Raw genomic sequence first — 22,499 nt, 5'->3', positions numbered from 1 at the left:
GTCAGCTGAAGGGGATCCACGCCCGGTCGGCCAGCGTGGCGGCGTCGCTGACCTTGAGGCCGGTGCCGGACACGGTCCACAGGTCGTCGCCGATGACGAGGGAACGGCGGATGCCCTGGTCGCCGGGGGCGAAGTCGCTCTTCGCGGCCGGCCGCGGGTGGGTCACGACGCCCAGCTTGGTGATCTCGCGGTCGCGGACGCGTAGTGCGAGGGCCGCGCTGCCCGCGATCCCGCCGTCGGCCCAGTTCTGGAGCGGGAGCACGGCCAGCCCGGTGGCGGGCCAGTAGAGGAAGGCGTGGGGGTCCCACTCGGCCTCCGAGCCCGACTCCTTCTGGTGGAACCGCGACAGCACCGCGGGCGCTGCCGGGTCGCCGACGTCGAACAGCGAGATCTGCGTGCCGAGCACCCGGCCCTGCTCGCTCGCCTCCTGGCCGATGCCGATCAGCCGCCCCGCGCCCGCCGGGTGGAGATAGGCGGAGAAGCCGGTGATCTTCAGCTCGCCGGTGACCTTGGGAGCGGCCGGGTCCCGCAGGTCCAGCGTGTACAGGGGGTCGGTCTGGCGGAACGTCACCACGTAGCCGAGGCCGTCCATGAACCGCACCGAGTAGATCCGCTCGCCCTTGCCGAGGCCCGTCACCGAGCCGGTCTGGGCGAGCGTGCCGGCGTCGAGCACGTACACGCCGCTCTCGCTCGTGCCCGGGCTCGCGCCGAACACGTCGGCGCCGCTGGTCGTCGCCACCCGCAGATGGCCGTCGTACTCCGACAGGGAGTACTGGTTCAGCAGCCGTCCGGGCACGGACCCCGACGTGACGTAGCGCGGGGCGCCGGGGGCGGAGACGTCGAAGCGGTGCACCTCCGTGCGCTCGGGCGGCGCTTTCGGCGTGGGCGCGGCGTCCGATGAATCGGGCGCCGGCACCACGTCGATCGGGCGGGCCGCCCACCAGCGGGGATTGCTGGTGACGTAGAGGCTGCCCGCCGTTCCGTACACGGTGTCGCCGTCGGCCGCGACCGCGATCGGCGTGAGCGAGCCGAACGGCGTGGCGGCGGCCAGGTCGATCGTGTGGATGGTCAGCATCGAGGTGCCGGTGAACTGGTCGGGGTGGCTGACCTGGTCGCAGCCGACCCGCTCGGTGCGGCTCGCGCCGCCGGTCTCGACGTCGTACGACGGCAGCCACGCGTCGGCGGGGGCGGACAGCACGGCCTTGCGGTTGCCTTCGAGCAGTTCCTTCTCCGGTTCGTCCTGCTCCGGGGCAGGGAAGGCGATCTCCGGCTGGGACCGCACGACGAGCCGCACCGTGGAGCCGGACTGCCGGGCGTCGATGTGCTGCCCGTGCACGGTCATCGCGCCGAGGACGCGGGGCTCGCCGGACAGGTCCACGAGCACGTACCTCGGGCCGCCGGGACCGACCCGGGTCTTGGCCATCGCTCCGAACGGGATGATCCCGCCGCCCTCGAACAGCACGAGCGCGCGGTCGCCGTGGACCAGCAGGTCGGCCTGGGCCCACGACTGGTCCTCGGAGACGAGCCGCAGCGTCCCGGTGACCTTCCGGGTCTTCGCGTCCACGACGCGCAGCACGCCCCCGGTGACCGTGATCACCCGGTCGCCGTCGGTCTTGACCAGGTCGGGCTCGTCCACGCCCGCCTCGTGCGTGTTCGTGGTCGAGTACGCCTGCTCGGGCGTCGCCTGCTTGGCGGCGGCGGCGACGTCGGAGCGGGCCGCGTAGAGCATGGCGTCCCCGAAGCCCCAGGGTGTCACGTTCCGCACGGCCGCCTGCCGCAGCCCTTCGGTCATCTCGTCGCAGCCGGCGTACGCGACGAGCCGCACCTTGCCGGTCAGGTCCGCCGGAGCGGGCGGGAAGTCCTGGGTCGTACGGCCACCCGCGCAGCCCGTGGCTCCCGTGGCCAGCAGCGCGGCGAGAATGCCCGCCGTACGAATCGATGTCCTCATGCCCCCAAGACGGATCACGTTCGGTCCTGGTTCGACTGATCCTCTCGACTTGGATCCCAAGGTACTATCTAGGAGTATTAGGAATTTCTCTAGGAAGAGAAGGGGGTGGCATGCGGATGGCGCGGGCCGGGTTGACGGCGGACCGGGTGACGCTCGCCGGTGCCGAGCTGGCGGACGAGGTCGGGCTCGAGCACGTGACCATGTCGGCGGTGGCGCGACGGCTGGGGGTGAAGGACGCCAGCCTCTACGCGCACGTCCGCAGCCTCGAGGACCTCCGCGGGCGGATCGCGTTGCTGGCGGCGGACGAGAAGACCATCCGCATCGCGGAGGCGATCGCCGGGCGGGCCGGAAAGGACGCGCTGGTGGCCTACGCGAACGCCTGGCGGAAGTACGCCCACGACCATCCGGGCCGATACACGGCGACGCAGATCCCGATACAGATCGATCCCGAGCTCGCGGCCCGGGCGCCCGGGCCGCGACGCGCCGTCGAGCTGACCTACAGCATGCTGCGCGCCTACGCGCTGGACGAACCCGACCTGACCGACGCGGTCCGGCTGATGCGCAGCACGCTCCACGGCTTCACCAGCCTTGAGGCCGCGGGAGGGTTCGCGCACAGCCGCCCGGCGGAAGACTCCTGGGCCCGCTGTCTCGACGCCCTGCACACCCTCCTGGAGCGCTGGCCCGCACACCACGAAGGAGACCCCTCATGACCAGCCCGACCATCGGACGCCTGCGCGTGGACGGCGCCACCCTGCACTACGAGGTGCGCGGGAAGGGTCCGCTCCTGCTGCTGATCCCCGGTGGCACGGGCGGCGCGGCCTCCTTCGACGGCGTCGCCGACGAGCTGGCCGCCGATCACACGGTCGCCTCCTACGATCCGCGCGGCCTGTCCCGCAGCCCGCTGGACGACCCGGAGGCCGAGCAGCGGGTCGCGCGGCACGCCGACGACGCGTTCCGGCTGCTGGAGCTGCTGTCTCCGGACGCGCCCGCCCGGGTGGCCGCCTGCAGCTCCGGCGCGATCGTCGCGCTGCACCTGCTGACCACCCGTCCCGAGCGGATCGAACGCGTCGTGGCGCACGAGCCGCCGGTGGTGGAGGTGCTGCCGGACGCCGCCGAGCACCGGGCGCTGCTCGCCCGCGTCCAGGACACGTTCCGCCGGGAGGGGCTGATGCCCGCGGCCGCGGTGTTCGCGGCCGGCCTCAGGCGGCCCGGCTCCGACCCCGTCGGCACCCCCGTCGGCACCCCCGTCGACACCGCTGTCGACTCCGGGGCGGCCACCGAGTTGCCGCCCCAGGCGGCGGCTCGAGCCGAGCGGACGATGGCGGACATGCCCTACTTCCTCGGGCGTATCGTGCCGAGTTTCATGACGTACACCCCGGATCTGGACCGTCTGGAGGCCCTGTCGGACCGGCTCGTGCTCGCGGCCGGAGCGGACTCGATCGGCGAGCTGCCCTACCGCCCCGCCGCCTTCCTGGCCGAGCGGTTCGGCACGCCACTCGTCCACTTCCCCGGCGGGCACACCGGGCTCACCACGCACCCCGCCGAGTTCGGTGAGCTGCTCCGCACGGTGCTGAGCGCGTAGCCGTCTCTGTCATTACTTACCGGTAGCCACGGGCGGGGCTCCGGAATATTCTTCCGCCATGGGTGCCATGAATGGGACGCTCGACGCGGCCATGGTCGACCGGATCCTCACGCACGTCTCGTCCGAGGGTAAAACGCGGGAGATCATCGCGCCGTTCACCGGGGAGGTCCTGGCCGAGGTCCCGATCTCCACCCCCGAGGACGTCCGCGCGGCGTACGCCAGGGCAAGGGAGGCGCAGGAGGCCTGGGCGGCGCTGCCGGTCAGGGAGCGGATCAGGCCCTTCCTGCGGCTCCACGACGCGATGCTCGACCGCCGCCGGGAGCTGCTCGACATCGTGCAGTGGGAGACCGGCAAGGCGCGGCGCCACGCGTACGAGGAAGTGGTGGACGTGGCCGGCTGCACGCTCTACTACGCGCGGCGGGCGCCCGGGCTGCTGGAGCCGCAGCGCAGGCAGGGCATATTCCCGATCGCCACCCGGGCCGCCGAGCTGCGCCACCCCAAGGGCGTGGTCGCGGTGATCAGCCCGTGGAACTACCCGCTGGCCCTCGGCGTGACCGACGTGGTCCCCGCGCTGATCGCGGGCAACGCCGTCGTGCACAAGCCCGACACCCAGACTCCGCTGTCCACGCTGTGGACGATCGACCTGCTGGCCGAGCTGGGCATGCCGCGCGACATCTGGCAGGTCGTGCTCGGCGATCCGGAGGACGTCGGCGACCCGCTGATCGACGGCGCCGACTACGTCGCGTTCACCGGCTCGACGCGCGGCGGGCGCAGGATCGCCGAGGAGGCGGCCAAGCGGCTCATCGGCTGCTCGCTGGAGCTCGGCGGCAAGAACCCGATGATCGTGCTCGACGACGCCGACCTCGACGTGGCCGCCCAGGGCGCGATCCGGGCCTGCTTCACCAACGCGGGTCAGCTGTGCATCTCGATCGAGCGCCTCTACGTGCACGAGGCGATCGCCGACGTCTTCCGCGACAAGTTCGTCCGGGCGGTGGAGAACATGAAGATCGGCCCCGGTCTCGACTGGGACGTGCAGATGGGCTCGCTCACCTCCCAGCGGCAGCTCGACGGGGTCGCGGCGCACGTCGAGGACGCCGTCGCCAAGGGCGCCACGGTGCTGACGGGCGGCCGGCCGCGCCCCGACCTCGGCCCGTTCTTCTACGAGCCGACCGTTCTCGACGGCGTCGGCGAGGACATGGCCGTCTGCAGGGACGAGACGTTCGGGCCGGTCGTGTCGCTCTACCGCTTCAGGAACGAGGACGAGGCGGTCGACGCGGCCAACGACACCGCGTACGGGCTGAACGCCTCGATCTGGACCAGGGACGTCGCGCGGGGCCGCCGCCTCGCCGTCAGGATCAAGGCCGGCACCGTCAACATCAACGAGGGGTACGGCTCGGCGTACGCCTCCTACGACGCGCCGATGGGCGGGATGAAGTCGTCCGGACTCGGCCGTCGCCACGGGACCGAGGGCCTGCTGAAGTACACGGAGGTCCAGACGGTGGCCAGCCAGGCCACGTGGCTGGGCTTCGAGCCGATCCTCGGCATGACCTACGACAAGTACGCCGACACCCTCGCGGGGCTGCTCAAGACGATGAAGCGGCTGCACCTCAAGTAGAAGGAAGGCGGGGCGTTGGACTACGACGTCGCGGTGATCGGGTCGGGGTTCGGCGGGAGCGTGGCCGCGCTGCGGCTCACCGAGAAGGGCTACCGGGTCGGCGTCCTGGAGGCCGGCCGCAGGTTCGACGAGAAGACCCTGCCGAAGACGTCCTGGCGGGCCAGGGACTTCCTGTGGGCCCCCGCGCTCGGCCTGAAGGGCATCCAGCGCATCCACGTCCTGCGCGGCTCCAACGGGGTGATGGTGCTGGCCGGCGCGGGGGTCGGCGGCGGCTCGCTCGTCTACGCCAACACCCTCTACGAGCCGCTCGACCCGTTCTTCCGCGATCCCCAGTGGGCGCACATCACCGACTGGAAGGCCGAGCTCGCGCCGTACTACGACCAGGCCAGGCGGATGCTGGGCGTGGTGGAGAACCCGACGGTGACCGCCGCCGACGAGGTGATGAGGAAGGTCGCCGAGCGGATGGGCGTCGGCCACACCTTCCGTCTCGCCCCGGTCGGGGTGTTCTTCGGCGAGCCCGGGGTGGAGGTCGACGACCCCTACTTCGGCGGCGTGGGGCCGCGCCGCCGCGGCTGCGTCGAATGCGGCGAGTGCATGACCGGCTGCCGCCACGGCGCCAAGAACATGCTGATCAAGAACTACCTCTACCTGGCCGAGAAGGCCGGGGCGGAGGTCCATCCGGAGACCACCGTGACCGGCGTGCGGCCCGTCGAGGGCGGCTACGAGATCACGGTGAGGCGCACCGGGCCGTTCGGCCGCACCCGCACGCTGGCCGCCGGGCAGGTGGTGTTCGCCGCCGGGACGTACGGCACCCAGCACCTGCTCCACCGGCTCAGGGCGACCACGCTGCCCCGGATCTCGCCCCGGCTGGGCATGCTGACCCGGACGAACTCCGAGGCCCTGCTCGGGTTCGAGCGGCCGACCACCAAGGGCGCCAAACTCAACCGGGGCGTGGCGATCACCTCCTCGATCCATCCCGATCCCGAGACGCACATCGAGCCGGTGCGGTACGGCGACGGCTCCAACGCCATGGGCCTGCTGCGCACGCTGCTCGTGGACGGCGGCGGGCGGGCCCCGCGCTGGCTGAAGTTCCTCGGGGCGGCCCTGCGGCGGCCCCACCTGCTGCCCCGGCTGTTCAACCACCGCAGGTGGTCGGAGCGCACGGTCATCGCCCTCGTCATGCAGGCCAAGGACAACTCGATCACGCTTTCGCCGAAGGGCGGCGGACTGCGGGCGGGACCCGGCCACGGCGAGCCCAACCCCACCTGGATCCCCGCCGGGCACGAGGCCGTCCGCCTGGCCGCCGAGGAGATCGGCGGCCTTCCCGGCGGCTCCTGGCTCGACCTGTTCGACATCCCGGCGACCGCGCACTTCCTCGGCGGCTGCGCGATCGGCGACTCGCCCGAGACCGGTGTGATCGATCCCTACCACCGCGTCTACGGGTACGAGGGACTGCACGTCGTGGACGGCTCGGCCGTGTCGGCCAACCTCGGCGTGAACCCCTCGCTCACGATCACGGCCCAGGCCGAGCGCGCGATGGCGCTGTGGCCGAACAAGGGCGAGCCGGACCCGCGCCCCGCCCCCGGCTCCGCGTACGTGCGGCTCGGGCCGGTCGCGCCCGTGCGGCCGGTCGTCCCCGCGTCGGCCCCGGGCGCGCTGCGCCTGCCGATCGTGGGCATCACGTCAGGGGGGACGGCAGCGGACGGCGGTGCACCACGTCGAGACGGGACACCGCGCGGGTGAGCGCCACGTAGAGCCTGCTCATCCCGCGCTCCTCGGCCGCGACGATCTCGGCGGGCTCGGCCAGCACGACGTGGTCGTACTCCAGACCCTTGCACAGGGTGGCGGGCACCACGGAGATCCGTACGGACGGGTCGGGCGTGAGGCCGTCGGCGACGGTCAGGCCGGCGTCCGTGAGCGCGGCGCGCAGGCGGGCGGCGGAGGCGTCGGCGGCGATGACGCCGATCGAGCCCTCGTGGCCGAGCGCCTCGAACACCGCCGTCACGACCGCCGGGTCGTCCCCGCGCAGCACGCGCAGCCGTCCGTCCCGCCGGAAGGAGCGGGAGGGCGGCACGTCGACCGCGAGTTCCGCCAGCAGGCGGTTGGCCAGCTCGACGACGGCGGCGGGCGTGCGGAAGCCGGTGGTGAGCGCCATGACCGTGGCGTCCGGCTTGCCCAGGTGCGCCATCTGCTCGCCCCACTCGCGGGCGGCCCACGGGGTCGTGCCCTGCGCCAGGTCGCCGAGCACGGTCAGCGAGCCGTGCGCGCTGCGCCGGGCGACGGCCCTGCACTGCATCGGCGACAGGTCCTGCGCCTCGTCGACGATCACGTGGCCGTATCCCTGCGGGCGCTCGATCAGGCCGGCGAGCTCGTCGAGCAGGGTCAGGTCGGCGGTCGTCCAGGCGGCGCTCCGGTAGGTGCGCGGCGGTCTCGCCCAGGTGATCGCCGCCCGCTCGGCCGCCGTGAGCACGCCCTCGGCGGCCTCAGAAGGGTCGCGGAGCACCTCGAACAGCACCTCCTCGGGGCGTACGACCGGCCAGAAGGCGTCCACGGCGGCGGCGACGGCCCTGGTGGTCCGGCGGGTCCACGCCGTGTCGATCGTCCGGCCGCGGGCCTCCGCCCGGCTCCGCACGAGTGACACCACGCGGGCGAGGACGCGCTCGCGGCCCACGCCGTACGGCATCGCCTCGCGCCGGGTCTCCTCGACCACCTGGCGCAGCTCGTCCTCCGAGACGCGCCAGCGGGAGGAGCCGTCGGCCACGGCGAGCGGCTCCGCGGGCTCGCGGACGCGCCGGTGGAGCGCCCTGCGCAGCACCTCGGCCATGCGCACGTCGTGCTTGACCACGGCGGCGTCCGCGCCGTCGGTCCCCTTGACCGGGACCCTGGCGAGGAGGGCGTCCAGCGTGGTCTGCTCGACGTCGACCTCGCCCAGGGCCGGCAGCACGGCGGAGATGTAGCCGAGGAAGGCCAGGTTCGGGCCGAGCACGAGCACGCCGCCGCGTGACAGCCGCTTGCGGTGGGCGTAGAGCAGGTAGGCGGCGCGGTGCAGGCCGACGGCGGTCTTGCCGGTGCCCGGTCCGCCCTGGACGCACAGGGAGTCCTCCAGGTCGGCGCGGACCAGGTCGTCCTGCTCCGGCTGGATGGTGGCGACGATGTCGCGCATCGGCCCGACCCGGGGGCGTTCGATCTCGGCCGTCAGGATCCGTCCCGCGCCGCCCAGATCCACGCCGAGGTCGCCGAGGTCAAGGCCGCGATCGAGGCGCTCGTCCTCGAAGCCGGTCAGCTCCCCGCCGGCCCAGCCGAAGCGCCGCCGTACGGCCACGCCCTGCGGATCCCGGGCCGACGCCTGGTAGAAGGTCCGGGAGACCGGCGCCCGCCAGTCGATCACCAGAGGCTGCGCCCCGCTGTCGGCGGAGATGTGGCGGCGGCCGATGTGGTAGCGCCGCCCGGCGTGCTCGCTCACGTCCGGGGAGAAGTCGAGGCGTCCGAAGAACGGCGGCCCTCCGTCGTCCTCGCCGAGCTCCTTCGCCAGGCTCTTCAGATGGCGGCCCAGCCGCTCGGCGCTGTAGCGGTCGCCCGCCACGGTCTCCCCGATGATCACGTTGTGCCGGGCGCCGTCCAGCATCCGGCGCAGGCCCTCCCTGCAGCGTTCGACGTACGCCTGCTCCTCCTCCAGCGGGGTCATCCGGCGTCTCCTTCCACGCATCAAAAGCAACTCGGTTAAAAATACAACCGAGTTAAGTGTTGTGCGCGCCCCTGCTAGCCTGTGCGCATGGTCGAGGGGCTGCGGACGCGCAAGAAGGAGCGGACCCGCCGGGCCATCTCGGACGTGGCGATCGCGATGTTCCTGGAGCACGGCTTCGACCGGGTGGGCGTGGCCGAGATCGCCGCCGCGGCGGAGGTGTCCAAGCCCACGCTGTTCCGGTATTTCTCCTCAAAGGAGGACCTGGTCCTGCACCGCGTCGCCGACCACAGAGGCGAGGCCGCAGCCGTGGTGCGCGCCCGCCCGGCCGGGCGGACCCCGCTGGACGCGCTGCACGACGCCTTCCTGGCCGGGCTCGACGCCCGCGAGCCGACCACCGGCCTGTGCGACGACCCGGAGGTGATGGCCTACCACCGCCTCGTGTTCGACACGCCGAGCGTGGCGGCCCGCCTGGTCGAGCACGGCGCGGCGGAGACGGAGGCGCTGGCGCGGGCGCTGAGCGAGGCGGCGGACTCCGCGCCCCGCGCTCCTGGAAGCGCGTCCCGTCCCGTGCCGCACCTGACGTCGCGCCTGGTGGCCGCGCAGTACGTCGCCGTCCGGCAGATCCTGGCCAGGGACAACTACGCGGCGCTGGCGTCCGGCCGGACGGCCGACGAGGTGCACCGCGAGGCCGTCGAGGCCGCCGGCACCGCCTTCGAACTGCTACGGCACGGCGCGCGGGCGCACGGCCTGTGACCCATCGCCAAGATCGCTGAGGCGGTTTACGCTCGACGGGTGAAGACCGAGGGGCTCAGCGGAACCGCACTCCACACGGCGGCGGCGCGTGCCGCCCACCTGATCGTCGACGGGGAGCCGGTCGTCTTCCGCGACCCGTTCGCGTACGCCCTGCTGGGCGAGTGCGCCGAGGACTACGTGGGCCTCCACCGCGAGATGGCGGATCACCTCGTTCTCGCCGGGCTGCGCGCGGCCGTCGTCACGCGGAGCCGCTACACCGAGGACCGCCTGGCCGGCGCCGTACGGCGGGGCGTCCGGCAGTACGTGATCCTCGGTGCGGGACTGGACACCTACGCCTGCCGCTCGGCCTCGGGGCCTGTGGAGGTCTTCGAGGTGGACCATCCGGGCACCCAGCGCTGGAAACGGGAGGCGATGGCACGCGCGGGCCTGCCGGAGCCGCCCCGTCTCACGTACGTTCCCCTGGACATGGAGACCGGCGGGGAGTGCCCGGTCGACCGGCTGGCCGCGCACGGCTTCGCCCTCGCCGGGCCCGCGTTCGTGAGCTGGCTCGGCGTGACCGCCTATCTCACCCGCGAGGCCGTCGCGCGTACGCTGGCCGGGCTCGGCCGCCTCGCCCCCGGCAGCGAGATCGTCATGGACCACCTGCTGCCCGAGGCCCTGCGCGGCCCGCGTGCCCGGGCGTACGCCGAGACCCTGACGCCGCTGGTGGCGGACGGCGGCGAGCCCTGGCTGACGTTCCTGAGCCCGGAAGAGGCGGCGGACCTGCTGGAGGAGCACGGCTTCGAGGTGGTCGAGCAGGTGCCGGAGGGCGACGCCGCCGGCCCCGCCCTCCGGGCGCGTACGGACGCCCTGGCCAGCAGCGAGATCTCGGTGATCACCCACGCCCGCCGGAGGGCCTGACGGTGGTCGGCCAAGTTTTGAGTGCCGTCCGGCCGTGGGCACGTCCGGGCGGGCAGCGTCACCGCGCCGATAGACTGGCGTTACCGCCTCGCTGCCTTCATGGGGGTCCTTTCCAGTGTCTGAGTTCGACACGGTCCTTGTCGTCGACTTCGGTGCGCAGTACGCGCAGCTGATCGCGCGACGGGTGCGTGAGTGCCACGTCTACTCCGAGATCGTCCCGTCGTCGATGCCGGTGTCGGAGATGCTGGCCAGGAAGCCCAAGGCGATCATCCTGTCCGGCGGCCCCTCGTCGGTGTACGCCGAGGGCGCGCCGCCGGTTCCCGAGGGCCTGTTCGAGACCGGGGTGCCGACCTTCGGCATCTGCTACGGCTTCCAGGCCATGGCCCGGGCGCTCGGGGGCGAGGTCGCCAGGACCGACTCCGCCGAGTTCGGCGGGACCGCGCTCAAGGTCCTCCAGGAGGGCCTGCTGTTCGCCGGCCTGCCCGTCGCGCAGACCGTGTGGATGTCCCACGGCGACTCCGTGGTCGGCGCCCCCGCCGGGTTCGCCGTCACCGCGGCCACCGACGCCACCCCCGTCGCCGCGATGGAGGACCCCTCACGCGGCCTGTACGGCGTGCAGTTCCACCCCGAGGTGCTCCACTCCGAGCACGGGCAGCAGGTGCTCAAGCACTTCCTGGAGGCGGCCGGCTGCCGCCCCTCGTGGACCATGCTCAACATCGTCGAGGACGCCGTGGAGGCCGTGCGCGCCCAGGTGGGCGACGGCCGGGCGATCTGCGCGCTGTCGGGCGGCGTCGACTCCGCCGTCGCCGCCGCGATCGTCCAGCGGGCCATCGGCGACCGGCTGACCTGCGTCTTCGTCGACCACGGGCTGCTGCGCAAGGGCGAGGCCGAGCAGGTCGAGCGCGACTTCGTCGAGGTGACCGGCGTCAAGCTGCGCGTCGTGGACGCCTCGGAGCGCTTCCTCAAGGCGCTGTCGGGCGTCACCGACCCGGAGGAGAAGCGCAAGATCATCGGCCGGGAGTTCATCCGGGTCTTCGAGGACGAGCAGCGCGCGATCCTCGCCGACGGGCCGGTGGACTTCCTCGTGCAGGGCACGCTCTACCCGGACGTGGTCGAGTCCGGCGGCGGCACCGGCACCGCGAACATCAAGTCGCACCACAACGTGGGCGGGCTGCCCGAGGACCTCAAGTTCGAACTGGTCGAGCCGCTGCGCACGCTGTTCAAGGACGAGGTGCGGCGGGCCGGCGAGCAGCTCGGCCTGCCCGCGGCGATGGTCTGGCGCCAGCCGTTCCCCGGGCCCGGCCTCGGCATCCGGATCATCGGCGAGGTCACCCGCGAGCGCCTCGACCTGCTGCGCGAGGCCGACGCCATCGCCCGCGAGGAGCTCACCCGCGCCGGTCTCGACCGTGACATCTGGCAGTGCCCGGTCGTGCTGCTGGCCGACGTCCGCTCGGTGGGGGTGCAGGGCGACGGCCGCACCTACGGCCACCCGGTCGTCCTGCGGCCGGTGACCTCCGAGGACGCCATGACCGCCGACTGGGCGCGCGTGCCGTACGACGTGCTGTCGCGCATCTCCACCCGGATCACCAACGAGGTCCGCGAGATCAACCGGGTGGTCCTCGACGTGACGAGCAAGCCGCCGGGCACCATCGAATGGGAGTAACTCGGGATCAACCGGAATGATCCCGTGCGCGCTGGATAGGGTAGCGCGGTGATTGCCACTCAGTCCGTCACCGCTCCGTCAAGCGCGAAGGTCACCAGGCTCGCCTGGCTCGACGCCCTGCGGGGGATCGGCGCGATGGCGGTGGTCGCCGAACACGCACTGCCCTGGCTCATGCCGTCGCTGCGCCCCTACTGGTTCAGCCTCGGCATGTACGGCGTGCTGGTCTTCTTCCTGGTCAGCGGATACATCATCCCCGCGTCCCTGGAGAAGAGGGGTGACGTCGGAGCGTTCTGGGTCAGCCGGGTTTTCCGGCTGTACCCGCTCTACCTGCTGGTGATCGCCCTCGTGCTCGTCATGGCGCTCTGGGTTCCGGTGCGTCAGGAGGTGCCCCGGCACCCGTCGGCCGTGGCCGCGCACGTGAGCATGCTGCTCGACGTCGTCCACACCGGTGCCCTCGCCGACCCGATGTGGACGCTGTCGTACGAGATGGTGTTCTACCTGCTGGTGACCGCGCTGTTCGTGGGCGGGGTGCACCGGCGCAGCGGGACGCTGGCGATCGCCTTCGGCGTCGTGGCGGTCGCCGCCGGGCTGGTGCTGTCGGCGCCGCTGCTACCGGGGCCGTGGCCCGCCGTCGCCGCCGGCGTGCTGTTCGTCGCGGGCCTGGCCTGCCTGATCACCGGCCGGTTCCGCGCGGTCGCGGCGTACACGCTGGGCCTGATGGCGCTCGTGCTGCTCGTGTTCGGCAGCTTCGTGCCGTGGTTCGGGGCGGCCATCCTCGCGGTGATGTTCACGGGGACGGCCCTGTACCGGTGGGAGCGGGGCACGGGCGGGCTCGGCGCGGTCGTGGCCGCGGCGGCCCTGGTGGCCGCCGCGCCGGTGTGGTCGATCCAGGCGGGCTGGTGGTGGGTGCAGCCCGACGTGTGGATCACCACGATCGTCCTTGCCGGCGGGACGTTCGCGCTCGGCATGGCGCTGCGCGGGCGGCGCGTCCCCGGCGTGCTGACCTGGCTCGGCCTGATCAGCTACTCGGTCTACCTGGTGCACCACCCGCTGCTCAAGTATCTGAACGCCCTCGCCGGCGACCTGCGGTCGCTCACGCCGACCGGTCAGGCGGCCGTCGCGCTCGGCTACCTCGTGGCGCTGCTCGCGCTGAGCTGGCTCACCTACCGCTTCGTGGAGGCGCCGGCCCAGGCGCTGGGCCGCAGGCTCAGTGGACGTCGGTCGTCATCTCCATCCCCGACCGGTCGGGATATACCTGTCCCGGGGTGAGCTCCTGGCCCTCCAGCAGGGTGGACACCGTCACGAAGCTGTAGCCCTCCGCGGTCAGCGTCTCGAGCACGTCGGGCATCGACTGCACGGTCTGCTTGATGGTCTCGTGCATCAGCACGACCTCGCCCTCCCCGGCCACATCCAGGGCCCGGTTGGTGAGAAGGTCCACATGCCGGTAGTCCTTGATGTAGTCCTTCGTGGCGGTCGTGCCGGGCACCTGGATGAGCCCGAACTTGGCGGTGATCTCCTCCACGCCGCCGTTGCGCAGCCCGCCGGGCGCGCGGAAGAGCTTCGGCGCCTTCCCCGTCGTCTTCTGGATCAGCCGCTGGGTGTCGCCGATCTTCTTGTTGATCTCGGCGTACGTGAGCTCGGTCAGATAGCGGGCATCCCACGAGTGGTTGCCGATCTCGTGGCCCGCCTTCGCGATCTCGGCGGTGACCTTCGGATGCTTCTTCACCTCCGTCCCGATGACGAAGAACGTCGCCTTCGCCTTGTATTCGGCGAGGGTCTTCAGCAACGTCTGCGTGTACGGCCCCGGACCGTCGTCGAAGGTCAGGGCGATGCATTTGTGGGTCGCGCAGTACGGCTCATCGGTCCCGCGAGCCTGCGCAGGGGTGGCGGCGGCCGCGGCGAGGGCGCACGCGACGGCCACAGGGATCAGACGACGTACAGCCATGGGGTACTCCTCGGGGGATCTATAACGCGGCATCGTAACGTGCTCGGCGGCACTTCCTCCTCTTCAGTCCGGTTTCGTACCGACCGGAAACCTCCGTCCACCTGGGAGGGGAGCGATTAAACCTTCGGCCAAGGAAGGGGCTAAGGCTGCCCCCTCGCGAACCGGGTTCGCGATGCTGGGCCGGTCGGAAGAGGAACCGGGCAGCGTGAGGAGGGCGGGTGACGCGAACCGCCACCCGGTCGGCGTGGGGGACGTGGATCGGGTTCGAGACCTGCACCACGCTGCTCGGCCGCCTCGTCGAGGGCTTCGCCGGTCCCTGGACCCCCCTGGAGGACGTTCCCGTCCCCGCTCTCGCGACGGTTCCGGCGGGCGACGCGGACGCGAGCCGGGACGACGCACCGGACGCGACACGGGACAGGGCAAGGGACACGGCACGGGACGCCGAACGGGACACGGCACGGGACACGGCTGGCGCGACCGGATGCGTCGTGCTCGCCGCGCGGTCACCGGCCGACCTGCGCAGGGCGGTGCCGCTGCGCAGCCTGCTGCCCGAGGCGACGCGGGTGCGGATCGCCGTCGCCGACGTGCCGCCCTGGGCGGCCCAGCCGCTGCCGGTCGCCGCGCCGGGCGCCTGCTGGCGGCACCTGACCGAGATGCGGGTCGCACGCCGGGGGCGTGGCTGGCATCTGGACGCCGCCTTCACCGAGCCGGTGCCGGCCGGTGACGTCGTGGCCCACGTCGCACGCGGCCTGTTCGGCGGATGCGAGGCGACCACTCCTGTCGCGGGGCTGGAGGGCGGCGGCACGGCCGGCTGGCGGCCGGGCGACCCCAACGTGACGCTGTCGCCGCCCGGCGGGCCCGTGCCGGACCGCCGCGACGCCCCGGGCTGCGACCTGCTGCTGCGTGCCGGCGACCGGACGGCGCCGCGCGCGCACCTGGTCCTCGGCGGGTCCTCCCCGGCGGCCGGGGACGACGTGCCGCCGCTGGACGAGGCCGTGGTCAACCCCATTGGGTTCCGGCAGCATCCCTCGCAGGGGATGGCGGCGCTCGCCGCACACCGGGACGGGTTCGTCGTCACCCTCGGCGGGGACAGGCTCGTACGGCTCCCGGCCTGCGGGCGGGTCACGGACGTGGACGTCGCCCGGCTGCGGGACGTGCGCGGGATCGCGGTGCCCGCGCTCGGCCCACAGGCAGAGCAGGGGCGGGCGAGTGAGGTCGCCCGCGTCGTGGCCGCCTTCTCGGCCGCCGGGATCCCGGTGCTCGCCGCGCCCGATGCCGCCCGTGACCGGGCGCTCGGACCCGCCCTCGCCGCCGCGCTCGCCGCGGTGACCGGCGAGGCGCTCACGTCCGACCTGCGCCGCGAGGAGCTGAGCGTCCGGCTGCGCAGGGCCGCGTTGCGTGAGCACGGGGCCGCCGCCCGCTGGCGGCGCCTCGCCCTGGCCGCCGGCCTGCCGGTGCCGCCGCAGCCGCGGGTCTCGATCCTGCTGTGCACGCGCCGCCCGGAGATGGTGCCGTTCGCGGTCGAGCAGATGGAGCGCCAGCGCGGCGTGACGGCCGAGCTGATCGTGGGGCTGCACGGCTTCACCGCGCGGGAGGCGGCGATGCCCCGCACCCGGCTGCCGGCCACCGTGATCGAGGCCCCCGCCGCGACGCCGTTCGGGGAGGTCCTGAACCGGATGGCGGCCATCGCCTCCGGGTCGTACCTCGCCAAGGTGGACGACGACGACTGGTACGGTCCCGACCACCTCGCCGACCTCCTGCTCGCCCGGCGCTACAGCGGCGCCGACCTCGTCGGGTCGGCCGCGGAGTTCGTCTACCTGGAGCCGCTCGACGTGACGATCCGCAGGTGCATCGGCACCGAGCGGTTCGCGCCGCTGGTGGCCGGGGGCACGATGCTCGTCACCCGGGCGGCGTTCGAGGCGGCCGGCGGCTTCCGGCCCCTGGCGAGGACGGTGGACGGCCAGCTGCTGCAGGCGGTGGAGGCCGTCGGCGGCCGGATCTACCGCACCCACGGCCTCGGCTACGTGCTGCGCCGCCGCAGCGCGTACGGCCACACCTGGCGCCAGCCCGTGCAGTCGTTCCTCGCGTCCTTCCAGGAGCAGTGGCGCGGGCTGGTCTTCAACGAACTGATGGAGGACGGTGCCCCATGGCGGGCGGAGGTGAGAACGTGACGCGGGCTGCGCGCATCCCGCTCAACGACTACGGGGTGCTCGGAGAGCCGCCCGCGCCGGGGGAGTGGACCCCCGCGCTCGCGGTGAGCGTGGTGATCCCCGCGTACCGCGCGGAGCGCACGCTGCCGCTGACGCTGGCCGGCCTGGCCCGGCAGACCTACCCGGCCCACCTTATGGAGGTCGTGGTGGTGGACGACGGCGAGCGCCCATTGGAGCTTCCTCCCGGCCCGCTGCCGGAGCGGCTGCGGGTGGTCCGCCCGCGCGGCGGGGCGTGGGGGAGGGCGAGCGCCTGCGCGGCGGGGGCAGAGGCGGCCGAGGGCGAGGTGATCCTCTACCTGGACGCCGACCTCGTGGTGTTCCCCGAGCACGTGGAGGCCCAGATGCGCTGGCACCACCTGGCCGACTACCTGGTCGTGCTCGGGCACCTGCGGTTCGTGCCCGGTCTCGACGAGGTCCCGGCGAGCGAGGTGCTCGCGGCCGTCGAGGCGGGCGCGGTGCACAAGCTCTTCGCCGAGGAGGACGCCACGCCGCAGTGGACCGAGCGGCGCTGGGACCAGACCGACGACCTGCGGACGGCCGGTTTCAGCGCGTTCTCCGTCATGGTCGGGGCCACCGTGTCGCTGCCGGCCCGCCTGCTGCGCGCCGCCGGAGGGCTGGACGCCTCGCTGGTCCTCGGCGAGGACACCGAGCTCGGCTACCGGCTGGCCCAGGCGGGGGCCGTGTTCGTGCCCGACCGCCGCAGCCGGTGCTGGCACCTCGGCCGGTCCACCGTCATGCGCCGGGAGACCGACGTGAAGCGGCACAACTGGCCCCATCTCGCCGAGCGCGTCCCGAGCTTCCGCTGGCTGCGCAGGCACCCCCACCGCACCTACCTCGTGCCGTACGTCGAGGTCGTGGTCGAGGTGGGGGACGCGTCGTTCGAGGAGGTCAGGGCGACCGTCGACGCCGTGCTCGCCGGGCGGCTGCCCGACGTGCGGGTGACGGTCGTCGGGCCCTGGGGACGGCTCGGCGGCGGGCGGCGGGACCCCCTCGGCGACCCCTCGCTCGATCTGCGCCTGGTGCTCGCCTGCTACCAGGGCGAGCCACGCGTGCGGTTCCGCGAGGCCGTGCCGGACGACTGCTTCCCCGTGCCGTTCCGCTTCCACTGCCCGCCAGGCTGGGTGCCGTCGCGCGGCACCATCGGGTCGGTAATCAAGCACGCCGACCGGCAGCGGCTGGGGCTCGTCTCGCTCGCGCTCGACGAGCGGAAGGACGGCCGAGTCGTGCGGGCCCGGCTGGAGCGCACCGCCGCCATGAACCGCGCCCGCCGGTGCGCCGGGCCGGGAGACGACCTCGACGACCTGGTCCACGAGATGTACGGCACGGTGTGGGACGCGGGAGACAAGTGGGGGTTCCTGCCCGCCGCGCTCGCCGCGACGACCGCCCCGCCGGTGCCCGGCCGCGCCTGGACGGATGCTTCCGGCGAGGCGGGCGCTTCCGGCGAGGCGGGCGCCGGGCGGGGTTCCCGCCGTCCGGGAGCCCGGCCGCTGCGCCGCACCGCCCGGCTGCTCCGCAGGCGCCTGCGCGCGCTCGTGCGCCCGGCCTGAGCCGCGCATGTTTCCCGCTCACCATCGGGGCGCTCACACCCGCCGGTCGTGCCGCAGGCGCGCGGGGACACAGCCTTTGTCGCTCGGAGTCGCTCGTCTCTCGCTCCCCGCTCGCTCCTCAGTCCAGACCGGCGGCGCGCCCCTCCGGATCGCTCGTGTCTCCGTCCGCCGCTTCGCCGACCCTAAGGACCGCCCGTGCCCCGCCTCAGTGTGATCATCCCGATCTACGACGTGGAACCGTACCTCGCCGGCTGCCTGGCCTCGGTCGCCGCGCAGACCTGGGAGGACTTCGAGGTCGTCATGGTCGACGACGGCTCGCCCGACGGCAGCGCCGAGATCGCCGCCGGCTTCGCGGCGCGCGACGGCCGGTTCCGGCTGGTCCGTCAGGCCAACGCCGGGCTCGGGGCGGCGCGCAACACAGGAGTGCGGCACGCGACCGGGGACTACCTGATGTTCGTCGACAGCGACGACCTGCTGCCGGCGCACGCCCTGGAATACCTCCTGGCGTCCCTGGAGCGGACGGGATCGGACCTCGCCACGGGCAACGTGCTGCGCCTCGACGGGCGCGGCGCCCGCCAGTCGGCCATGCACCGGGCCGTCTTCGCCGCCGCCGCCGCGGCCACCCACATCACCCGGACGCACGCGCTCCTGTGCGACCGCCTGGTCACCAACAAGCTGTGGCGCCGCTCGTTCTGGGACGCCCACGGGTTCGCCTTCCCCGAAGGCGTGCTGTACGAGGACATCGCGGTGGCCCTGCGCGCCCACTTCCTGGCACGGTCCGTGGACGTGCTGCCCGCGCCGGTCTACCTGTGGCGGCGGCGCGAGGGCGGCGGCCGCTCGATCACGCAGGACAAGGCGCGGGCCGCGCACCTGGAGGACCGGTTCGCCGCCGTCACGCGGGTCCGCCGCTTCCTCAGCGAGCACAACTTCACCGCGCACATCCACGCCTGGGATCGCGCTGTGCTCGACGGCGACCTCACGAACTTCCTCGACGTGCTCGACGAGGCGTCCCCGGCGTTCCGGGAGCGCTTCCTCGACCTCGCCGGCCTGTATCTGGAGGACGTGGCGCCGCCCGTGCTCGACGGGCTGCCCGCGCTGCGGCGTCTGCAATGGCATCTCGTGCGCGTACGCCGCATGGCCGACCTGCTGGAGGTCCTGGCCTGGGACCGGGAGGTGGACCCCGACCGGCGGCTCGTCCGCAGGATGGGCGGCCACCACCTGAACGTCCCCCTCGCCCGCTCCGCCGACCGGGAGATCCCCGCCGCCGTGACCAGGGCCAGGGACGAACTCGTCCCGCGTCACCGCATCGACGCGGTCCGGTGGGAGGACGGCGTCCTCGTGGTGGAGGGACGCGCGGCCCCGCCGTTCCTGCGGCCCACCCGGCGGGTCCACCAGCAGGTCTTCGCCGCCCTCGTCCACGAGCGGACCGGACGGCGCGTCCGGGTGCCGGCCTCGGTCACCAGGGCCCGGGTGTCCACGAAGTCGAAGTCGCGCGACTGGGGCGGCTTCCGGCTCGCGATCGACCCCGCGGCGCTGGCCAGGGCGGGCCGGCTCGGGCGGTGGCACGTCGAGTTGCGCGTGCTCCACCGGGGCGTCCTGCGGCGCGGACGGCTGACCGACCCGCACGCCGCCGCCTCGATCGTCGACCAGGCGGAGTATCGGGCCGTGGGCGCCGACCACTACGTCGCGCCGCTGCTCGGGGAGACCGGCGTCCTGGTGCTGCGGGCCGAGCGGGAGGCCGCCCGGGTGGTCACCCGGGAGGTGCGGGACGGCCGCCTGCGCCTGGTGGGCCACGTCGTCAACGACCTCGGCCCGAGCCCGGTGCTCCAGGTCACCCGGCGTCCCGGCGGCGTCGCCCGCACCTATCCCGTGAACGTCGACCGGCGCACGTTCGAGGCGGTCGTCGACCTGCGCGACCTGCTGCCCGCGTCCCGGACGCGGGAGATCGCCGTGCCGGCGGAGGTCGCCGTGCCCGAGACGTGGTGGGAGGTCGAGGTGCGTGCCGCCGACGGCACGGTGACGCCCGTGACCGTCGCCGAGGACGTGCCCACCGGCCGGTACGGCCTGGCCGGCCGGGAGATCGTCGTGTGCCGCGACCGCACCGGCGGCCTGGTGCTGCGGAACCAGCCCGTCGCGGCGTACGCCGACCTCGCCGAGTGGCTGCCTGGTGGCGAGTTGCTCGTCGAGGGCGGCCTCGTGGTGCCGCACGAGATGGCGGCCCTGGTGGTGGCCGCCCTCGATCCCGTCTCGTCGGGACCCGGGGTGTGGCTGCTGCCGGTCGAGGGCGCCGGAACCCGCTTCCGGGCGCGGCTGACGCCCGAGCAGGTCGGCTCGCCCGCCGGGCGGCTGCCGCTGCCGCGCGGCCGGTACGCCCTGGCGATCCGGGCGCGCGCCGCCGGAGGACAGTGGGCGGACCTGCCGCTGGAGTTCGACACGGACGTGCCCGCGGCCCACCAGACGGCCCGCCGTACGTTCGGGATCGTCACCGCGGGTCCGGGCCGGGCGGTGCTGACCGTGAGCGGCGACCTGACCGCCGACGAGCGCGGCAAGAAGGCCCAGCGGGTGTTGCGCACGAGCACCTACCCCCAGATGAGGGACAGGCCGCTGCGGGACGCCGTCCTGTTCGACGGCGGCGCGGGCACCCGCTTCGGCGGCAGCCCGAGGGCGGTCTGCGAGGAACTGCGCCGCCGGGGGACCGACCTGCCGCTGCTGTGGAACGTGCGGGACGGCCAGGTCGCCCTGCCCGGCGACGTCGAACCGGTGCGCACGCTGGGACGGGAGCACTACGAGGCCCTCGCCCGGTGCCGCTACGTCGTCACCGACGCGCCGCTGCCGCCGTGGTTCGAGCGCAGGCCCGGCCAGGTGGTCGTGTACGCCGGGGCGGACGCCGCCGGCGGTCGCGGGGCGGGTCAGTGGACCCATCTCGTCTCCGCGGGCCCGTGGTGCACGCCGCGGCTGCGACGGACGCCCGGCTTCGAGGGAGAGGTGCTGGAGACCGGTCTGCCCTGCGACGACCTGCTGGCCGGTCCGGGCGCCCCGGAGCGCGCCGCCGAGGTGCGGCGCCGCCTCGGGCTGCCGGAGCGCGCCCACGTCCTGCTGTACGTCGCCGGGGAGCACGACACGCTCGACGCCGGGCGCCTGGCGGCGGGGCTGCCCGGCGACCACGTCCTGCTCGTCCGCCGGTCCCCTGCCGGAACCGCTCGCCCAGGCCGGGCCAAGGAGGCGCGGGCCCGGGCCAAGCGGCCGCCCGCGCCGGCCGGGGCCGCCGGTTTCGTCGCGGTCCCGGAGCACGGAGGGGTGGCGCCGGCGTGGGGTGCGGCCGGGCGGGACGACGTCCGCCTGTGGGACGTCAGCGGCCATCCGGACCCGCACGAGTTGCTCCTCGCCGCCGACGTCCTGCTCGCCGGGGACGTGGCGGCGGTGTTCGACTTCGCCGTGACGGGACGCCCGGTGCTCCTGCACGCGGGCCGGCCGCAGGACCTGTGGCTCCTGCCCGAGGCGCCGGGGCCGGTGCTGTGGCGGGAGAACGAGGTGCTCGACGCGCTCGCGCACCTCGACGAGGTCGCGGACAAGCACGGGGACGCGTACGCCGCGTTCCTGGCGAGGTATCGCCCGATGGCCGACGGCCAGGCCGCTCACCGGGTGGCGGACCACATATTCGGCTGACCGCGCCGCCCGCGCGGCTACCTACCGCGCCCCGTGGGCAGGATGAGTCGAACCCCGGGCGGGTGCCAAACGCTGGGATATCGTCTCAAGAAAAGCAATCCGAAGGCGGCTGAAAGCGGCTGGTGAGTCGCCGGCTGGCTCAAGAACTGGGGCTGGTATCGACTCAAGTGTACGAACGGAAAAGCTGTCATGCCACCATCGGTGAGGCCAGGTGAGCCATGTTCAGGTCGACTCTGCTCGGAGTCGTGTCGGTCGCATGCTTGGCCGCATGCGGAGGCTCGGATGGAGAGGATCCTGCTGCTTACAACTCCGCATGGTTCGTCGGGGTGCAGCCTGGCGAGGCGAACGACAGCTACGTGGCCAAGACGGATCTCTCGCCGGTGCGGTTACCAGACTGTGCCACAGACTCCGACATGGAAATCCCCTTACTCAGTAGGGATGGCCGAAGCATCGCGCTCCTGGGTTGTTGGGCCAGAGGATTTTCGATCATTTCGATCGCGGACGGCAAGACAAGCGATGTGAACGCCGTCGACGACCCGTCCGCTGTCGCGTGGGCACCAGACGGTTCTGGTCTCGCTGTTCAGAATCCCAAGAAATGGCTGCTCGTGGACCGGCGGGGCGCGGGAGTCGCGGCTCAGGTGGTGCGCCCTGATAGGGGAGGCCGGCCCTGCTTCCTCGCCGGAATCACAGTTCGTGGCATCCTCGGCTGGTGCTTTGCGGATGGCGAAATCGTGGCCGTGAAGAATAACGGGTAGTCGCAAGTTATAGCGAAACCTGAGGGAGTAAGACCATTCGCCGGAACGGTGAGCATTGCCCTCGATAGGGTGAAATAGTAGTTCATGGCCTGAATAAATGGGAGACGCAAGGGCGCGTTTAGAGAGGAGCTTGATTTCCGCCCCGGCCCGCAGCAGGTTCGTCATCCAGTCTGAGATAGACCGGGTACGAGGCGATGGGCAGGATCGCTCTCGGCGGCCCCGGGCGGCTT

At 73.1% G+C, this 22,499-nt stretch carries 15 protein-coding genes; 11 read left to right on the top strand and 4 right to left on the bottom strand.

Annotated features, from left to right (window positions below):
- Nucleotide 1: 1 nt before the first annotated feature.
- A complete protein-coding gene (locus tag ABZ857_RS02205; protein ID WP_357036066.1) occupies nt 2–1,948 on the bottom strand; it encodes a beta-propeller domain-containing protein in 1,947 nt (648 codons plus the stop codon).
- Between the two features lie 116 nt (nt 1,949–2,064).
- On the opposite strand from ABZ857_RS02205, the gene ABZ857_RS02200 reads away from it, so the two are divergent.
- The 4 genes from ABZ857_RS02200 to ABZ857_RS02185 are packed head-to-tail and all read left to right on the top strand — an operon-like array spanning nt 2,065 to nt 6,888.
- Entirely contained in the window at nt 2,065–2,658 is a 594-nt protein-coding gene (locus ABZ857_RS02200) for a TetR/AcrR family transcriptional regulator (RefSeq protein WP_357036232.1), read from the top strand.
- Nucleotides 2,655–3,530, top strand: a complete 876-nt coding sequence (locus tag ABZ857_RS02195) for an alpha/beta hydrolase (protein WP_357036063.1) — start codon at nt 2,655–2,657, stop codon at nt 3,528–3,530. The genes ABZ857_RS02200 and ABZ857_RS02195 overlap by 4 nt, the downstream gene beginning before the upstream one ends.
- A gap of 58 nt (nt 3,531–3,588) precedes the next feature.
- Nucleotides 3,589–5,145, top strand: a complete 1,557-nt coding sequence (locus tag ABZ857_RS02190) for a succinic semialdehyde dehydrogenase (protein ID WP_357036060.1) — start codon at nt 3,589–3,591, stop codon at nt 5,143–5,145.
- A gap of 15 nt (nt 5,146–5,160) precedes the next feature.
- On the top strand, nt 5,161–6,888 hold the full coding sequence (locus tag ABZ857_RS02185; RefSeq protein WP_357036057.1) for a GMC family oxidoreductase: 1,728 nt from the start codon (nt 5,161–5,163) through the stop codon (nt 6,886–6,888).
- Here ABZ857_RS02185 and ABZ857_RS02180 read toward each other — a convergent pair.
- Nucleotides 6,824–8,830 carry an AAA family ATPase gene (locus tag ABZ857_RS02180; RefSeq protein WP_357036054.1) on the bottom strand — a complete coding sequence of 669 codons (2,007 nt, stop codon included), beginning with the start codon at nt 8,828–8,830 and terminating at the stop codon, nt 6,824–6,826. The two genes, ABZ857_RS02185 and ABZ857_RS02180, sit on opposite strands and share 65 nt — an antisense overlap.
- Before the next feature lie 87 nt (nt 8,831–8,917).
- Between ABZ857_RS02180 and ABZ857_RS02175 the strand changes: the two genes are divergently transcribed.
- The 4 genes from ABZ857_RS02175 to ABZ857_RS02160 all read left to right on the top strand — a co-directional run bounded on the left by ABZ857_RS02175 (nt 8,918) and on the right by ABZ857_RS02160 (nt 13,415).
- Nucleotides 8,918–9,583, top strand: a complete 666-nt coding sequence (locus ABZ857_RS02175) for a TetR family transcriptional regulator (RefSeq protein WP_357036051.1) — start codon at nt 8,918–8,920, stop codon at nt 9,581–9,583.
- A gap of 39 nt (nt 9,584–9,622) precedes the next feature.
- Nucleotides 9,623–10,483, top strand: a complete 861-nt coding sequence (locus ABZ857_RS02170; protein ID WP_357036048.1) for an SAM-dependent methyltransferase — start codon at nt 9,623–9,625, stop codon at nt 10,481–10,483.
- A gap of 115 nt (nt 10,484–10,598) precedes the next feature.
- Entirely contained in the window at nt 10,599–12,146 is a 1,548-nt protein-coding gene (gene guaA, locus ABZ857_RS02165; protein ID WP_357036045.1) for a glutamine-hydrolyzing GMP synthase, read from the top strand.
- Nucleotides 12,147–12,194: 48 nt separating this feature from the next.
- A complete protein-coding gene (locus tag ABZ857_RS02160) occupies nt 12,195–13,415 on the top strand; it encodes an acyltransferase (protein ID WP_357036042.1) in 1,221 nt (406 codons plus the stop codon).
- On the opposite strand, the gene ABZ857_RS02155 is transcribed toward ABZ857_RS02160, so the two are convergent.
- A complete protein-coding gene (locus ABZ857_RS02155; RefSeq protein ID WP_357036039.1) occupies nt 13,354–14,091 on the bottom strand; it encodes a polysaccharide deacetylase family protein in 738 nt (245 codons plus the stop codon). The two genes, ABZ857_RS02160 and ABZ857_RS02155, sit on opposite strands and share 62 nt — an antisense overlap.
- 218 nt (nt 14,092–14,309) lie before the next feature.
- Here ABZ857_RS02155 and ABZ857_RS02150 point away from each other — a divergent pair, with 218 nt between their 5' ends.
- The 3 genes from ABZ857_RS02150 (at nt 14,310) to ABZ857_RS02140 (ending at nt 21,514) form a co-directional block, all read left to right on the top strand.
- Nucleotides 14,310–16,262 carry a glycosyl transferase family 2 gene (locus ABZ857_RS02150; protein ID WP_357036036.1) on the top strand — a complete coding sequence of 651 codons (1,953 nt, stop codon included), beginning with the start codon at nt 14,310–14,312 and terminating at the stop codon, nt 16,260–16,262.
- Nucleotides 16,259–17,848, top strand: coding sequence for a glycosyltransferase (locus tag ABZ857_RS02145; RefSeq protein WP_357036033.1), 1,590 nt, complete (start codon nt 16,259–16,261; stop codon nt 17,846–17,848). Before ABZ857_RS02150 ends, ABZ857_RS02145 begins: the two co-directional genes overlap by 4 nt.
- Nucleotides 17,849–18,043: 195 nt before the next feature.
- A complete protein-coding gene (locus ABZ857_RS02140; RefSeq protein ID WP_357036030.1) occupies nt 18,044–21,514 on the top strand; it encodes a glycosyltransferase in 3,471 nt (1,156 codons plus the stop codon).
- Between the two features lie 425 nt (nt 21,515–21,939).
- Here the strand turns inward: ABZ857_RS02140 and ABZ857_RS02135 are convergent, their stop codons facing one another.
- The gene (locus ABZ857_RS02135) at nt 21,940–22,434 is read right to left on the bottom strand and encodes a hypothetical protein (RefSeq protein WP_357036027.1); all 495 of its coding nucleotides are present in this window, start codon (nt 22,432–22,434) and stop codon (nt 21,940–21,942) included.
- Between the last annotated feature and the right edge of the window lie 65 nt (nt 22,435–22,499).

Source organism: Microbispora sp. NPDC046933 (assembly GCF_040644635.1).
In the GTDB taxonomy this organism is placed as follows: Bacteria; Actinomycetota; Actinomycetes; order Streptosporangiales; family Streptosporangiaceae; genus Microbispora.
The sequence above is the reverse complement of the archived record's forward strand: the minus strand, read 5'-3'. Positions and strand labels throughout refer to the sequence as shown.

Coding starts and splice junctions, on each gene's coding strand:
- ABZ857_RS02205 (WP_357036066.1), bottom strand. CDS start 1,948: ATGAGGACATCGATTCGTACGGCGGGCATTCTCGCCGCGCTGCTGGCC.
- ABZ857_RS02200 (WP_357036232.1), top strand. CDS start 2,065: ATGGCGCGGGCCGGGTTGACGGCGGACCGGGTGACGCTCGCCGGTGCC.
- ABZ857_RS02195 (WP_357036063.1), top strand. CDS start 2,655: ATGACCAGCCCGACCATCGGACGCCTGCGCGTGGACGGCGCCACCCTG.
- ABZ857_RS02190 (WP_357036060.1), top strand. CDS start 3,589: ATGGGTGCCATGAATGGGACGCTCGACGCGGCCATGGTCGACCGGATC.
- ABZ857_RS02180 (WP_357036054.1), bottom strand. CDS start 8,830: ATGACCCCGCTGGAGGAGGAGCAGGCGTACGTCGAACGCTGCAGGGAG.
- ABZ857_RS02175 (WP_357036051.1), top strand. CDS start 8,918: ATGGTCGAGGGGCTGCGGACGCGCAAGAAGGAGCGGACCCGCCGGGCC.
- ABZ857_RS02155 (WP_357036039.1), bottom strand. CDS start 14,091: ATGGCTGTACGTCGTCTGATCCCTGTGGCCGTCGCGTGCGCCCTCGCC.
- ABZ857_RS02135 (WP_357036027.1), bottom strand. CDS start 22,434: ATGACGAACCTGCTGCGGGCCGGGGCGGAAATCAAGCTCCTCTCTAAA.